Source organism: Geodermatophilus siccatus (assembly GCF_900103785.1).
Taxonomy (GTDB): Bacteria; Actinomycetota; Actinomycetes; order Mycobacteriales; family Geodermatophilaceae; genus Geodermatophilus; species Geodermatophilus siccatus.
Genome location: NZ_FNHE01000003.1, coordinates 453798 through 468561 on the forward strand (window position 1 = coordinate 453798; position 14764 = coordinate 468561).

At 76.2% G+C, this 14764-nt stretch carries 12 protein-coding genes; 5 read left to right on the plus strand and 7 right to left on the minus strand.

The genetic code is table 11. From position 1 onward, the window contains the following. Positions 1–9: 9 nt before the first annotated feature. The 6 genes from BLS21_RS08115 to BLS21_RS08140 form a co-directional block, all read right to left on the minus strand. Complete coding sequence (locus BLS21_RS08115) at positions 10–1626, minus strand: ATP-binding cassette domain-containing protein (protein WP_245700160.1); 1617 nt, start codon at positions 1624–1626, stop codon at positions 10–12. A 132-nt stretch (positions 1627–1758) separates the two neighbouring features. After that, complete coding sequence (locus BLS21_RS08120) at positions 1759–3402, minus strand: glycoside hydrolase family 13 protein (RefSeq protein ID WP_245700163.1); 1644 nt, start codon at positions 3400–3402, stop codon at positions 1759–1761. 56 nt (positions 3403–3458) lie between these two features. Further along, on the minus strand, positions 3459–3884 hold the full coding sequence (locus tag BLS21_RS08125; RefSeq protein WP_091216177.1) for a globin: 426 nt from the start codon (positions 3882–3884) through the stop codon (positions 3459–3461). Then, positions 3881–5308, minus strand: a complete 1428-nt coding sequence (locus BLS21_RS08130; RefSeq protein ID WP_245700165.1) for an MFS transporter — start codon at positions 5306–5308, stop codon at positions 3881–3883. Before BLS21_RS08130 ends, BLS21_RS08125 begins: the two co-directional genes overlap by 4 nt. Next, positions 5194–6204 (minus strand): mechanosensitive ion channel family protein, encoded by a 1011-nt coding sequence (locus tag BLS21_RS08135; protein WP_091216521.1) that lies wholly within the window; start codon positions 6202–6204, stop codon positions 5194–5196. Before BLS21_RS08135 ends, BLS21_RS08130 begins: the two co-directional genes overlap by 115 nt. A gap of 81 nt (positions 6205–6285) precedes the next feature. After that, the gene (locus BLS21_RS08140; RefSeq protein ID WP_091216523.1) at positions 6286–8370 is read right to left on the minus strand and encodes a prolyl oligopeptidase family serine peptidase; all 2085 of its coding nucleotides are present in this window, start codon (positions 8368–8370) and stop codon (positions 6286–6288) included. 215 nt (positions 8371–8585) lie between these two features. Here BLS21_RS08140 and BLS21_RS08145 point away from each other — a divergent pair, with 215 nt between their 5' ends. From BLS21_RS08145 to BLS21_RS08165, 5 genes are all read left to right on the plus strand, one after another. Then, positions 8586–9122 carry an HNH endonuclease gene (locus tag BLS21_RS08145; protein ID WP_091216179.1) on the plus strand — a complete coding sequence of 179 codons (537 nt, stop codon included), beginning with the start codon at positions 8586–8588 and terminating at the stop codon, positions 9120–9122. 73 nt (positions 9123–9195) lie between these two features. Further along, entirely contained in the window at positions 9196–10059 is an 864-nt protein-coding gene (locus BLS21_RS25075; protein WP_091216182.1) for an SCO6745 family protein, read from the plus strand. A gap of 161 nt (positions 10060–10220) precedes the next feature. Next, positions 10221–11351: a hypothetical protein gene (locus BLS21_RS08155; RefSeq protein WP_091216185.1), complete on the plus strand. Its 1131-nt coding sequence runs from the start codon at positions 10221–10223 to the stop codon at positions 11349–11351. A 239-nt stretch (positions 11352–11590) separates the two neighbouring features. Next, complete coding sequence (locus BLS21_RS08160; protein ID WP_091216187.1) at positions 11591–12751, plus strand: hypothetical protein; 1161 nt, start codon at positions 11591–11593, stop codon at positions 12749–12751. Further along, on the plus strand, positions 12742–13416 hold the full coding sequence (locus BLS21_RS08165) for a class F sortase (RefSeq protein WP_091216191.1): 675 nt from the start codon (positions 12742–12744) through the stop codon (positions 13414–13416). The genes BLS21_RS08160 and BLS21_RS08165 overlap by 10 nt, the downstream gene beginning before the upstream one ends. A gap of 82 nt (positions 13417–13498) precedes the next feature. Here BLS21_RS08165 and kynU read toward each other — a convergent pair whose 3' ends face one another. Beyond that, complete coding sequence (gene kynU / locus BLS21_RS08170; RefSeq protein WP_091216194.1) at positions 13499–14755, minus strand: kynureninase; 1257 nt, start codon at positions 14753–14755, stop codon at positions 13499–13501. Positions 14756–14764 lie beyond the last annotated feature (9 nt).

A 14764-nucleotide genomic window follows, 5' to 3' on the forward strand; every position in this document is an offset into this window, starting at 1 on the left:
GGTCCTTCCTCAGGCGGCGGTGGCGGCCTCGACGATCCGCTCGCGGACGGCGTCCACGGCGAGCTCGGAGGTGTCGATCCAGCGGGCCACGCGGCCGTCGGCCACGATGCCGACGCGGTCGCAGCACTCGGCCAGCTCGTCGGGGTCCACCGAGACCACGACGACCGACGTCCCGTGCGCCGTGGCCTCGTCGAGCAGCTGGCGCACCTGCTGGCGGGCCCGGACGTCCAGGCCGCGGGTGGGTTCGTGCAGCACGACGACGTCCTGCGCCGAGGCCATCCAGCGGGCCAGCGCGAGCTTGTGCTGGTCGCCGCCGGACAGGGCGCCGAAGACGGTGCGGATGCTCAGCGTCTTGACGTCGAGCCGGTGCACGGTCCGGATCACGCCGCGCAGCGAGGCGATCTCGCTGCGGACGTCGGTGAGCGCTCCCCACGGTTCCCGGGTCAGCGTGCGGGCGATCGTCTCGCCGGGGTCGACCCCGTAGGCGTCGTCGTCGGGTCGGTAGGCGGGCAGCCGCAGCGCCGCCTCGTCCGCCGTGGAGCCCAGCGACCGCCGCTCGCCGTGCAGCACCAGTTCGTCGCTCAGCGCCGGCAGCTCCCCGGTCAGGGCGCCGGCGATCTCCTGGACGCCCGAGGACCGGTGCCCGGTCAGCCCGACCACCTCGCCCTGGCGCAGCAGCAGGTCGACCCCGTCGACCCGGCCGGGCACCCGCAGGTTGCGCACCCGCAGGGCCACGTCGCCGTCGGAGGGGGCCGGCCACGTCGAGGCGCGCGCCGGGGCGTCGTCCCGACCGGACCGCGTCGGGGCGGAAGCCACCCGGGGCGCAGGCAGCGACACCGGCTCGCCCACGGTCTCCGCGGCCAGCCGGACCGGGTCCAGGTCCTCCGACGGGCTGTCCAGGGCGATCACGCCGTCGCGCAGCACGAGCACCCGGTCGACCACCGCGAGCATCTCGGGCAGCCGGTGGCTGATGTAGAGGACGCCGCGGCCCTCCTGGCTCAGCCGGCCGGCGACGGCGTGCAGCCGGGTGACCTCCACGGGCAGCAGCGCCGCCGACACCTCGTCGAGCACGACCAGCCGGGTGTCCTCGGCGAGCACGCGCGCGGTCTCCACCAGGCCGTGCACGAAGTGCGGGAGCTCGCCGACGAGGGTGTCGGGGTCGACGTCGAGGGTGACCTCGGCGAGCAGCACCCGTGCCCGCTCGCGCAGCTCGGCCTGCGGGCGGTCGGCCAGCGGCGTGCCGCGGAAGACCGCCCGCGCGACGGTCAGCCCGGGGTCGATCCGGACCAGCTGCTCGACCACGCCGACGCCGAGGTGGCGGGCGTCGTCCGCCGACAGCGGCGCGTACGGGTGGCCCTGCAGCGTCATGAGGCCCGCGTCGGCCGGGGTGATGCCGGCCAGGATGTCCCCGAGGGTCGACTTGCCCGCGCCGTTGCTGCCGACGAGCCCGACGATCTCCCCTTCGGCGACGCCGAAGGAGATGTCCCGCAGGACGCGCCGGGCCCCGAACGACTTCCTCAGGCCCTCGACCTGCAGCAGCGCCATGGACGGGCGGGCCTCCCCCGAACAGGCCCCGACCCCGGGGTCGGAGACCGAGCCGTCAGCGTCCCCGCGACGCTGTGTCACCACATCGATGCTACCCACCCCGGGGGGCGCCCACGCCCGGCGGACGGCGGTCACGGACGCCCCCGAACAGCCACCCTTCAGGGGCCCTCCGCCTGAGCCTGCGAGGCGTGGGGGAAGGGTGGTCCTTCCGCTTCACGCGTGCAGCCACACCGCCGCGTCGTCCAGCAGGACCCCGCCGGCGGTGTCCGCGCTGGCCAGGAGCACGCGGCCCTCGGGCAGCGGCACCGGGGCGCCGGAGAGGTTGAGCAGGCACACCAGCCCGCCGGGACGGCGGAACGCGAGGCACCCGTCGGGTGCCGGCAGCCAGTCGAGGCCCTCGCCGGCGAAGGCGGGGGAGGTCCGCCGCAGGGCGAGCGCAGCTCGGTACAGCGACAGCACCGAACCGGGGTCGCCCTCCTGGGCGGCGGCGGTCAGCGACTCCCAGCCCTCGGGCATCGGCAGCCACGTCTCGGCGCGCGAGGAGAAGCCGTAGGACGGCGCGGTGCCCGACCACGGCACCGGGATGCGGCAGGCATCGCGGCCGCGCTCGGTGTGCCCGGACCGCTCCCAGATCGGGTCCTGCAGCGCCTCGTCGGGCAGCTCGACGTCGGGCATGCCCAGCTCGTCGCCGTTGTAGAGGTAGGCCGCGCCGGGCAGCGCCAGCTGCAGCAGCGCCGCCGCCCGCGCCCGCCGGGTGCCCTGCGCGCCCCCGCCGTAGCGGGAGACGTGCCGGGGGCGGTCGTGGTTGGACAGCACCCAGCACGCCGGCGCCGGCGTCCCGGCCACGGCGGCCAGCGAGTGGACGACGGCGTCGCGCAGCGCGTCGACGTCCCAGTCGGCGGTCAGCAGCTTGAAGTTGAACGCCAACTGGAGCTCGTCCGGGCGCAGGTACTGCGCGAGCCGGTCGTCGTCGGACACCCACACCTCGCCGACGGCCATGGTGCCGGGGTACCGGTCGAGGACGGCGCGGACCCGCCGGTGCACGTCGTGCACGCCGTCGTTGTCGAACCGGTGGTCCCCGGGCCCGTGGTCGTCGAGCAGGCCGGTGTCCTCCATGGGCTCCATGTCCGGCAGCCCCTCGGGCTTGGCCATGCCGTGGGCGACGTCGATGCGGAACCCGTCGACGCCGCGGTCGAGCCAGAACCGCATCGTCGTCTCGAGGTCGGCGAGCACCTCGGGGTCGGTGAAGTCCAGGTCGGGCTGCTCGGGGGCGAAGACGTGCAGGTACCACTGCCCGTCCGCCACCCGGGTCCAGGCCGGCCCGCCGAAGACCGAGGGCCAGTTGTTGGGCGGCTCCGCGCCGTCCGGGCCGCGACCGTCGCGGAACAGGTAGCGGGCCCGCTCGGGCGACCCGGGACCGGCCGTCAGCGCCGCCTGGAACCAGGCGTGCCGGTCGGAGGTGTGGTTGGGCACCAGGTCGACGGTCACCCGGATGCCGAGCGCGTGGGCCTCGCCCAGCAGCGCGTCGAACTCGGCGAGGTCGCCGAAGGCCGGCTCGACGTCGCGCGGGTCGGCGACGTCGTAGCCGTGGTCGGCCATGGGGGAGGGGTAGAACGGCGTGACCCACAGCGCGTCGACGCCCAGCGCGGCCAGGTGCGGCAGGCGGGCGCGGATGCCGGCCAGGTCGCCGACGCCGTCGCCGTTCCCGTCGGCGAAGCTGCGGATGTAGACCTGGTAGAAGACCGCGTCACGCCACCAGTCGGCGTCGGTGCGGCGGAACGGGCCGGCGGCCCCCTGCAGGGGCCCGCCGCGAGCCTGCGAGTGGTGGGGGGCAGGGGGTCCTTCTACCGGGCTCACCGGTCTCCTCGAGGGTGTCGCGTGCTGGTGCCGCCCTGATGTCGGGCGGCGGTCGTTCAGGCGATGGAGAGGCCGCCGGGCGCGTCGTCGGGCCAGCGGTTCTGCATGCTGCGCGCGGCCATCTCCATGTAGCCCCACAGGGTCGCGTCCTGCTCGGGGGTCAGCTCCAGGGAGTCGACGGCGTCGCGCATGTGGCGCAGCCACGCGTCGCGCTCGGCGGGGCCGATGGCGAACGGCGCGTGGCGCATCCGCAGCCGGGGGTGGCCGCGCTGCTCGGAGTAGGTGGTCGGGCCGCCCCAGTACTGCTCGAGGAAGCCGCGCAGCCGGCTCTCGGCGCCCTCCCAGTCGTCCTGCGGGTACAGCGGCGCGAGCACCGGGTCGCTGCGCACCCCCGCGTAGAAGCGGGCCACGAGCCGACGGAAGGTGGGGGCGCCGCCGACCTCCTCGTAGAAGGTCCGCGCCGACGGCAGGGATCGGCTCATGCCTCCGATGGTCCCGCAGCCGGGGGAGCCGCTGCCACGTGACCCTGGGTACGCAGGTAGCCCACGAGCGGCGGGACGACGGCCAGCAGCCCGAGCGCGCCGATGAGGCCCACCACGGTCCCGGCCGTCAGACCCTCGGCCAGGGCGCCGGCGCCGAGCGCGCCGATGCCCTGGACGCCGTAGAGCCCGCTGACCGCGACGCCGAAGGCGCGGCCGCGGTAGGCCGGGGGCACCGACTGCACGAACGCGACGTTGAGCGGGATGCTCCAGGCCGCCCCGAGCCCGGCGACGAACATGAGCGCCACCACGGCCGCGTAGGCGCCGGAGCCCGGTCCGCTCCAGACGGTGACCAGGCCGGCCAGCAGGATCGGCGCCAGCGAGAGCACCACGAGGTGCGGCACGAGGCGCTCGCGGCGCTCCTGCGTGAGGGCGCGGGCGATCAGCAGCCCGCCCACGGTGACCCCCGCGGGGTTGGCGCCGAGCAGGACGCCGACCTGCGCGGGGCCCTGGCCCAGCTGCTCGACCAGCGGCGCGGCGATGCCCTCGGATGCGTTGGCGAACAGCATCCCCACCCAGGTGACGGCGATGATCGCCAGCAGCCGCGGCGTGCGGCCGATCAGCCGCAGCCCCTCGGCCGCGTCCCGCCACATCGAGCGGGGCCGCTCGGTGCCGCCGCCGTCGTCGGGGGCCGGGCGGCGCTGCAGCCGCGCCCACAGCCACACCGCCGAGACCGCGAAGGTCGCCGCGTCCAGCAGCAGCGCCGCCGACGGGCTCAGGATCGCGACGAGCGTGCCGCCCAGGACGAAGCCCAGGACCTGCGCCACCTGCGAGCCGACGTTGGTCAGGGACGTCGCCAGCGCGTAGCGGTCGCCGTCGAGGACGTCGGCCACGAGCGCCGAGCGGGCCGACTCGAACGGCGGCCCGCACACCGCGACGACGAACAGCAGGCCCAGCAGCAGCGGCAGCGGCGTCCCCGGGACGGCCATGCCGGCGACCAGCAGGGCGCGTGCGGCGTCGGTGGCGATGAGCACGCGGTGCCGGGGGAACCGGTCGGCCAGCGTCGACAGCAGCGGCCCGCCGACCAGCCAGGGCAGGTAGCTGATCGCGAAGGTGATCGCCGACAGCAGCGGCGAGTCGGTGCGCTGGTACACGAGCACGGTCAGCGCGACGCGGGCCAGCTCGTCGCCGATGGTCGACAGCAGGTACGTGCCGAACAGCGGGCGGAACTCGCGGACGGCGAACAGGTCCCGGAAGGTCGCCGGGCGGCGGGTGGCGCCGGCCTTGCTGCCGCCGGCCGGCGCGCTGCCGCTCAGGACGCCCCCGCCGGTGTGCCGGCCGCGGACAGCAGCGGCACGGGGGTGCGGATGCCCTCGAGGGCGAAGCGCTCCTTGAGCCGCAGCCGCAGCTCGCGGCCGACCCGCCACTGGTCGGCGTTGGTGGTGCGGACCTGCAGGCGCATGACGACGCCCTCGGCGGTGATCATCTCCACTCCGAGGGACTCCGGCTCGGCCAGCAGCACGCCGGCCCACTCCTCCTCGGCGTACATCTGGTCGGCCACCTCCTGCAGAACGGTCCGGCAGCGCTCCAGGTCGGTGTCGTGGGCGACCGGCATGTCGATGACGACCTGCGCGTAGCCCTGGCTCTTGTTGCCGACCCGCAGGATCTCGCCGTTGCGGGCGTACCAGACCACGCCGTTGACGTCCCGCAGCCGGGTGATCCGCAGGCCGACCGCCTCGACGGTGCCGCCGGCCTCCCCGAGGTCGACGACGTCCCCGACGCCGTACTGGTCCTCGAGGATGATCCCGATCCCGGCGATGAAGTCCTTGACGAGGTTCTGCGCGCCGAAGCCGAGCGCCACGCCGACCACCCCGGCGCTGGCCAGGATGGGCGCGAGGTTGATGCCCAGCTCGCCGAGCACGAGCACCACCGCGATGGACAGCACCACGATGGAGGCGCAGCTGCGCAGCACCGACCCGATGGCCTCGGCCCGCTGGGTGCGCCGCGCGGTCAGCTGCTCCGCGCCGTCCCCCAGGGCCGTGGCGCGCAGCCGCCGGGCCCGCAGGATCGAGGGCAGCGGGCCCACCGCGGTGGTGTCGGTCAGCCGGCGGATCGCCCGGTGCGCCAGGTGACGCACCAGGACGGCGACCACGACGATGAGCAGGATCCGCGCCGGTGTGGCGATCAGGGCCCGGGCGTTCTCGGCGAGCCACTCGGCACCCGACCACTCGTAGACCTGCTGGCAGAGCCAGTAGTCGGCGCAGTCGGGTGCCGAGCCGTCGTCGGCGGCGGCAAGGGTGGTCACAGAGGGTGAAGCGGTCATCACGGCGATACTCTCAGGTACAGGAAGGCAACCCCGTGTTGCCATCATCCCCGAACGGTGTGGCGCGGCACACCCCCGGGATCAGCCGGTCAGGCCGGTGTGCGCGGCGAGGAAGGCCAGCTGGTCGGCGGCCAGCCCCACGGTCCGGCTGACCGCCCGGGCGCCGTGGCCGACCGAGGTCTCCCGCCGCAGCAGCACCGGCGCGTCGGACGACGTGGCGTGCTGCAGCGCCGCGGCCAGCTTGCGGGCGTGCAGCGGGTCGACCCGGGTGTCGGACTCGAACGTCGTGAACAGCACCGCCGGGTAGGCCGTCCCCTCCACCACCCGGTGGTAGGGCGAGTAGCCCAGCAGCCAGCCCAGCTCGGTCGGGTCCTCGGCGGTGCCGTACTCGTCGTTCCACGTGCGGCCCAGGCCGAAGCGCTCGTAGCGGACCATGTCCAGCAGCGGTGCGCTGCAGACGACGGCGGCCGCGAGGTCCGGGCGCTGGGTCAGGGTGGCGCCGACCAGCAGGCCGCCGTTCGACCCGCCCATCACCGCCAGCTGCGGGTGCGTCGTCCAGCCGCCGGCGACCAGGTGCTCCCCGGCGGCGGCGAAGTCGTCGAAGACGTTCTGCTTGCGCTCGCGCATGCCGGCCCGGTGCCACTCCTCGCCGTGCTCGGAGCCGCCGCGCAGGTTGGCCACCGCCCACACGCCGCCGGCCTCGACCCAGGCCAGGGCCTGTGCGGAGTAGCCCGGGGTGAGCGCGACGTCGAAGCCGCCGTACCCGTAGAGCACGGTGGGGCGCGGGCGGTCGGGCACCCCGGCCCGCGAGATCACGAACAGGTGCACCGGCGTCCCGTCCGCGGAGGTCGCGTGCGTCTCGACGACCCGGACCTCCGGGACGTCGCCGGCGACCGGCGCCTGCTCCCAGCTGGTGAGGGACGTCGGGTCGGCGGCGTCCCAGCGCAGCACCGACGGCGGGGTCGAGTGGTCGGTGAAGCCGACCCAGGCCGCGCCGCCGCCCTCCGGCGGCGCGCTCACGCCGGAGACGCTGCCGGCGCGCAGGGCGCCGACCTCGGCCTGCCGGCCGGAACCGTCGCCGGCCCAGACCGAGAGCCGGTCGGTGGCGTCCACCGAGTGGACGGCGAGCACCTGCAGCCCGCCGTCCGGGCCGTCGACCAGGGCCACGTCGGTGAGCACGCCGTCCTCCTGCTGCGGGACGACGTCGCGCCAGGCCTCCGGCGCCCAGGTGGCCGGGTCCGCGGGGTCGGCGACGGCCAGCCGCCAGCGCGGGGTGCCGCGGTCGCTCATCAGCCAGAGCCGGCCGTCGCGGGCGACCCACGCCGCGGTCTGGGCGTCGACGCCGACCTGCAGCTCCCGCAGGTGCGGCGGCCCGCCCTCGGGTGACATGGCGAGGTCGGCCAGCCAGACGTCGTCGCGGGGCGCGGTGCCGATCGACGCGGAGACGACCAGCCAACGGCCGTCGCGGCTGGTGCGGGCGCCGAAGTAGGTGGCCGGGTCGCTGCCCTCGCCGTGCACGAGGACGTCCCCGTCGGCGTCGGCGCCCACCCGGTGGCGCCAGACCCGCCGGTGGAACTGCTCCTCACCGGCGGGCACCTGCTCGGGGGCCAGGCGGCGGACGTAGAACAGCTCCTCGCCGCCGGGCAGCCAGGCGACGGGGGAGTACCGGCAGCGGTCGATCGGCCCGTCGAGCTGCTCGCCGGTGGCGACGTCGAGCACGAACAGCCGCGACTCCTCGTCGCCGCCGGTGGACAGCTGGTAGGCCAGCCGGTCGCCCTCCCAGGAGGGTGACCAGGCGTCCAGCGTCGTGGTGCCGGAGGGGTCGACGGCCATGGGGTCGACCAGGACCCGCTCGGTGCCGTCGGGTTCGCGCACCCGCAGCACCGCGTGCTCCTGGCCTGGATCGCGCCGGGTGGAGAAGGCGCGGCCGGCCCGCCAGACGGGGACGCCGACGGCGCCGGCGTGCACCAGCTCGGCCAGCCGTGCGGCGAAGCGGTCGCGCAGCGGCAGGGCGGCCAGCGCCCCGGCGGTCAGCTCGTCCTGGGCGGCGGTCCAGGACGCCGTCCGCGGGTCGGCGGGGTCCTCGAGCCAGCGGTAGGGGTCGGCGACGGCGTGTCCGTGCAGGTGCTCGACGAGGTCGAGCCGGGGGGCCTCGGGGTAGCGCACGCGGCCCACGGTAGTGACGGCCCGGGAGGCCCCTCGGGCCCGCTGAGCGCATCCCGGGAGCGCGGGAGCGGCTCCCCAGGTCAGAATGGGTACGCCCACGGGTCGCACTGCACCCGGCGCGCGGCCCCGGGCGCCGGAGGTGCCCCGTGCCGCGTACCGCGTCCGGGTCGTCCGCAGGCCATCCAGGTCCGCGGCGCGACCACCACTCCCATCCGATGACGCCTGTCCCGGCGCGGTCCACCGCCGCCGCGACGCTGTTGCTCAACGCCACCTACGAGCCGTTGTGCGTGGTCTCCAGCCGGCGCGCCATCGTCCTCGTGCTCGCCGACAAGGCGGTCTCGGTGCACAGCGCGCCCGAGGAGGTGCACGCCGAGACGGTGGTCCTGCCCGTCCCCGTGGTGGTGCGCCTGACCCGCTACGTCCGGGTGCCCTACCCGGCGCAGGTGCCGCTGTCGCGGCGGGCGGTGTTCCACCGCGACGCCTCCACCTGCGTCTACTGCGGCGGCTCGGCCACGAGCATCGACCACGTCGTCCCCCGCAGCCGTGGCGGCACGCACACCTGGGACAACGTCGTCGCGGCCTGCCGGCGCTGCAACCACACCAAGGCCGACCGGTCGCTGGCCGAGCTCGGCTGGAAGCTGCCGCACCCGCCCCGGACCCCGAGCGGCGCGGCCTGGCGGCTGCTCGGTGCGCGCACCGTCGACCCGCGCTGGCGCGAGTGGCTCGGCATGCCGGAGAGCGTGTCGGCGTGAAGGCCCCCTCGAAGGACCCCCTGCCCCCCGCCGCTCGCAGGCTCGCGGCGGGGCCCTGCAGGGGGCCGTTCCCATGACGTCACCGGCGACGGCGCGGCGGCTGTGGGCGCTGGGGGAGCCGTACCACGCGCTGACCTACTTCGCCGACGAGTGCCGGTCGGCGGCGGAGGCGACCGGGCTGCGCGGGTTCTGGCGGACCTACTTCGCGCTGCGCGCCGCGCCGCTGGGCCCGGTCGGGGCCGAGGTCGTGACGGCCACCTTCTACAACTTCGCGCCGGCGTTCGTGGCCCGGTCCGTGCCGGAGGTGTGGGGGGTGATCGACCCGGCCGCGGCGCTCGAGGCGCGGCTGGTCGGGGTGGACGCCGCGGTGCGCCGGGTGGTGGGGGAGGAGTGGGTCGGCTCGCCCGCCGCGGCGGAGGCCGCCGAGCAGCTCGCCGTCGCGGCCGCGGCGGTGGACGCCCCCGGCCGGCCGCTCGCCGCGGCCAACGCCGGGCTGCCGCTGCCCTCGGAGCCGCACCTGGCGGCCTGGCAGTCCCTCACCACCCTGCGCGAGCACCGCGGGGACGGGCACAACGCCGCCCTGCTGCAGCGGGGCATCTCCGGCGTCGGCGCGCACGTGCTGGCCGCCGCGGCCGGCCGGACGGCGCGGGAGTGGCTCATGCGCGCCCGCGGGTGGGACGTCGCCGCGTGGGACGCCGCCGCCGGCGAGCTCGTCGCCCGCGGCTGGCTGGCCGGCGAGGAGCTCACCGCTGAGGGCGCGGCGATCGTCGCCGCGGTCGAGGCCGACACCGACCGGCTGGCGCTGGGCCCGTGGCAGGCGCTCGGCGACGTGCGCTGCGACCGGCTGGCCGAGCTGCTGGGGCCGGTGCGCCGCGCCGTCGTGGCGGCGGGCGTCTGGCCGGAGGCCAACCCGATCGGGGCTCCGGACCCCGGCTGACCCCTCGGGGGGATCCGATCGGGGACCGGCCGGATCGGCGCCTCAGACGCCCCACGTCGTCACAGCTCGGCGTGTCGTCCGACAACGCGAGGTTGCGGTCACCCTAGGTTGCCTCCCCGGACGGCGCGGCCGGCGCGCCTCCGGACCGGAGAGGCGCCTCGATGACCCCGCTCGTCCCCACCCGTGGTCCGGGGCGCCGTCGGCTCGCGGCGCGCACCGGCGTCCTCGGCCTGGCCGTGCTGGCCTCGACCGCCCTCGGCGCCGGGACGGCCGGTGCGGAGGGACCCGCGACCATCCCGCTGGACCCGACGGACGTCGCGATCGTCCTCGAGGCCGTCGAGAACTTCGGCACGGCGGCCGACCCGGCCGAGGACCCCGGACCGGTCCCGGTGGCCTGGGGCGGCGCCGTCGTGCTGCAGCTCCCAGACGGGCTCGACGCCACCACCCTGGGCGCCCGGCTGGAGCTCGGCCCGGAGGTCGGCGGCTCGCCGACGCGGGTGCTCTCGACGGACACCCCGGGGCCCGACGGGCTCGTGGCGAGCCGCGTCGGCTCCGGCCGGTTCACGATCGCGCTCCCGCCGCTCGACCCGGCGAACGGACCGATCGGCGCGCTCCTCGTCTCCGGGGTCACCTCCGAGGACGGCTTCCCGGTCCACCCGGACACCTACTTCCTCGAGCTGCACCCCACCGCCCCACCCACCGCGGAGCTCGACCCGCAGGTGACCGTGGTGGCCGACCAGCCCTGCGACCCGACGGCCGCGGTCCGCTGCGCGGGGACGACGGTCACGGCCGGGACGCCGTTCCGCGTCACCGTCCCGCCGGGGTCGGAGCTGCGGGCCCTGGGCCACGGCACCCTCCAGGACGCCGGGGTGACGCTCGTGGACCTCACCGGGGCCCACGACGCGCCGCTCCCGCTCAGCGGCGACCCGGCTCGCTACGCCGCTGCCGGCCCCTGGGACGCCACGGTGACCCTCCCCGCCGACCTCGGGCCCGGCCGCCACTACCTGTCCGTGCTGCTGGGCGACCCCACCTCCGGCGGGCCGGTGACCATCGCCACCGTCGAGCTGCAGGTGCTGGCCGCGCCGGCCGTCGTCCCCCCTGCCGCGGAGCAGCCCCCGACCCCCCCGGTGGCCGTGGTGAACGTGGGGCTGCGGTCGAACACCGGTGTCGAGGCGGCGGAGGCCGGTGCGACCCGGACCGGTGCACTGGCCACGGGCGCCGGCCTCCTGGTGCTCGCGGGCGTGGGTGCGGTCGTCCTCCGCACAAGGCGCGACCCGCGTGCCGAGGACTAGGGAAAATCCACAAGCGAGCAGGTTTCCCCCGGTGAGAAGTGCCAGGTGCCAACCCATGGGGACGTCGTTCGTCCGTCAGCTCCTGCCGACGAGTGCGGCGTCCCAGGTCACACTCCGGTCACACGCTGCCCCACGTGACCCGCGTCGCGTGTTCGGTACGCAGCTGACCTGACACGCGCCGTTACGTTCCGCGGCAGCCAGCGCCGCCGGGGCGCTGCGGTCGCCGGAAGGTGTCCCTCATGTCCAGCCCCACCCCGTCCCGCCGGCCGCTGCAGCGCCTGGGCCTCGTCGGCATCGGTTCCGCCGTGCTGTTCGTCGGGATCGCATCGCCCGCCGTCGCCGCGACCGGCGTCGTCATCCCGCTCGAGCCCTCCGAGGTCGCCCTCAGCGCCGTGCCGGTGGAGAACATCGGCGGTCCCATGGACCCGATGACGACGAACTCGAGCGCCGGCATCTTCACCCCGGTGCCGGTGCAGTACAGCGGCACGATCACCGTGGACGTGCCCGCGGGCCTCGACGACTCCGCCGTCGAGGCCGAGCTGGTGTTCGACGACGACGGGGACGGCACCCCGGAGGCGACGTACTCCTCCAGCCTGGCTCCGGCCGACCCCGACTTCCTCGCCGTGACCGGCCAGGGGACCGGGAGCGTCACGGTCGCCCTGCCGGCCGACGACCCCGCCGCCGGCGATGCCGCCGTCCTGTACCTCCAGCCGCTCACCGACACCTTCGGCCCGGCGCTCACCTACTACGACCCGCTCTTCTACGAGCTCGGCTTCGACGCCGCCGCGCCCGCCGCGGCGACCGTCCACCCGGAGCTGGCCGCCTTCTCGCAGGTCCCCTGCGGGATCACCACCGGTGAGCGATGCCCCTTCCCGACCCCGGTGACCGTCGGCTCGGCCGTCACGCTCGACCTGACCGCGGGCTCCGTCCTGCGCGAGCTGGGCCTCAGCGACCTCGCCGGTGTGCTGGTCGGCCTGCAGGAGCTCGACAACCGCGGCTTCCCGACCGCTGCCGCCCCGGTGGAGCTCACCGCCCAGGTCGACGGCTCGACGGCGTCGGTCGTCATCCCGGACGACACCGCCCCCGGCGCCTACTCCCTCGTGGTCGCGCAGCAGACCCCCTCCGGCGGCATCTCGGTGCTCAACGCCGAGATCACCGTCGTCGCCGAGGAGGCCCCGGCGGTCGTCCCGCCGGCCGCGGCGCCGGCCACCCCGGCCGCGCCCGCCGTCGTCAACGCCGGTCTCCGCTCCAACACCGGCGTCGAGGCCGTCGAGACGGGCTCCACCGGGAGCGTCGCCATCGCCGCGGGTGCCGGGATGCTCGTCCTGGCGGGCGTGGGCGGCGTCGCCGTCGCCCGCACCCGTCGTCGTCCGGCTGCCGAGGGCGGCACGTGCGCCTGACCCGACCGAGTCGGCGCACCGCCGCGGTCGCGGCGGTCCTCACCCTCGGCTTCGCCGGGGGCACGGTGCTCGCCGTCGGCCTGGCCGACGGCGAGCAGCCGGCCGCGGCCACCGGGTCCCCCGACCCGGTGGCCGCGGCCACCGCGGCTCCGCCGCACGTCGAGGAGGCGCAGCCCACGCTGCCGCCGGAGGGGGTCGCCCTGCCGACGCCCTCGTCCGACGTGCACGTGGTCATCCCCGCGCTGGACGTGGACCTGCCGGTCCTGCCCCTGAGCCCGCGGAACGGGACGATCAACCCGCCGACGCTGACCGCGGCCTACTGGCTCGACCCGTACGGCGACCCGGTCGGCAGCGCCGAGCAGGCCGACAACACCCTCTACCTCGCCGCCCACTCGACGGGCACCGGCGAGTACGGCTTCGACCCGCTGATGGAGTCCGACGGCGGCGGCAGCACCCTCGGGGCCGGCGACGTCATCGAGGTCAGCACCCCGCAGGGCACGGTCGACTACACCGTCGAGCGCACCGAGCGGTACGCCAAGGGTGAGCTGCCCGGCGCCACCGAGGTGTGGGAGGCCCACCCGGGCCGGCTGGTGCTCATCACCTGCTTCCAGCGCGGTGGTGGCCGGGCCTCGACCGAGAACCTCGTGGTCTTCGCCGAGTCCTGACGCCCTGGCGACGTGCTGGAACGGCCCTCGTGCAGAGCCCCGCCGCGAGCTCGCGAGTGGTGGGGGGCACGAGGGCCCCTCTTCAGGTCACCCGGCTGCGCTCGGCGGGGTACCCCTCGTGCGCCCCGCTCGCCAGCACGTCGCGGAGGCAGGCCATCGCGTCCCAGACGTCGACGAAACGGGTGTACAGCGGCGCCGGGCCCAGCCGGACGCGGTCCGGCGTCCGGAAGTCGGGGACGACGCCCCGGTCGACCAGCGCCTGGGTGAGCTGCCAGGCCGACGGGGAGGCCAGCGTCACGTGCGCGCCGCGGCGGGCCGGGTCGCGGGGCGAGGCCAGCGCGACGCCGTGCGGCGCCAGCCAGGCGTCGGCGAGGGCGACGACCAGCTCACCGAGCGCCCGGCCCTTGGCCGCCAGCCGGTCGACCCCGGCCTCGGCCACGAGCCGGGCGCCGACCTCCACCGCGGCGAGCGCGAGCACCGGCGGCGTACCGACGGCGAAGCGCTCGACGCCCGGGACCGGGTCGTAGGCCGGGCCCATGGCGAACTGGTCGCGCTGGCCGAACCAGCCCCAGATCGGCTGCCGCAGCCGCTCCTGCAGCTCACGGCGCACGTAGAGGAAGGCCGGGGCTCCCGGCCCGCCGTTGAGGTACTTGTACGTGCAGCCCACCGCCAGGTCGACGCCGTCGGCCGCCAGGTCGACCGGCACCGCACCCGCGGCGTGCGACAGGTCCCAGACCACCAGCGCTCCGGCCTCCCGCGCCGTCCGGGTCACCGCGGCGACGTCGGCCAGCGCCCCGGAGCGGTAGGCGACCGCCGACAGGACGACGACGGCGACCCGCTCGTCGAGCGCCGTGGCCAGCACCGCCGGGTCCAACCCCTCGTCGGCGTCGGCGGGCACCTCGCGCACGGTCATCCCGCGCGCCTGCGCCACCCCGGCGACCACGTAGCGGTCGGTGGGGAAGTCGTCGGCGGAGCAGACCAGCACGTCGCGGCCCGGCCGGGCGTCCGCGGCGGCCACCAGCAGCTTGTACAGGTCGACCGTCGTCGAGTCGGCCACCAGCACCTCGCCGGGCCGCGCGCCGAGCACGCCCTCGGCGAGCAGGTCACCGACCCGCGTGGCGGCGCCGACCCACGACGACCACGAGCGCACCAGGCCCCGCGCCCACTCCTCCTCGACCACCCGCGCGAGCGCGGCCGGCGTCTCCACCGGCATCCGCCCCAGCGAGTTGCCGTCCAGGTAGAGCAGCCCGTCCTCCCCGGCACCGGCGAACCGGTCCCGGAAGGCGGCCAGCGGGTCGGCGGCGTCGAGGGCCTCGGCGGCGGCCCGGGTCAGGTCCACGCCGTCCTG

What these genes read in the sequence shown, in the direction of transcription:
- BLS21_RS08135 (WP_091216521.1), bottom strand. Translation starts at nt 6,204, where the DNA reads ATGACCGCTTCACCCTCTGTGACCACCCTTGCCGCCGCCGACGACGGC.
- BLS21_RS08125 (WP_091216177.1), bottom strand. Translation starts at nt 3,884, where the DNA reads ATGAGCCGATCCCTGCCGTCGGCGCGGACCTTCTACGAGGAGGTCGGC.
- BLS21_RS08155 (WP_091216185.1), top strand. Translation starts at nt 10,221, where the DNA reads ATGACCCCGCTCGTCCCCACCCGTGGTCCGGGGCGCCGTCGGCTCGCG.
- BLS21_RS08145 (WP_091216179.1), top strand. Translation starts at nt 8,586, where the DNA reads ATGACGCCTGTCCCGGCGCGGTCCACCGCCGCCGCGACGCTGTTGCTC.
- BLS21_RS25075 (WP_091216182.1), top strand. Translation starts at nt 9,196, where the DNA reads ATGACGTCACCGGCGACGGCGCGGCGGCTGTGGGCGCTGGGGGAGCCG.
- BLS21_RS08160 (WP_091216187.1), top strand. Translation starts at nt 11,591, where the DNA reads ATGTCCAGCCCCACCCCGTCCCGCCGGCCGCTGCAGCGCCTGGGCCTC.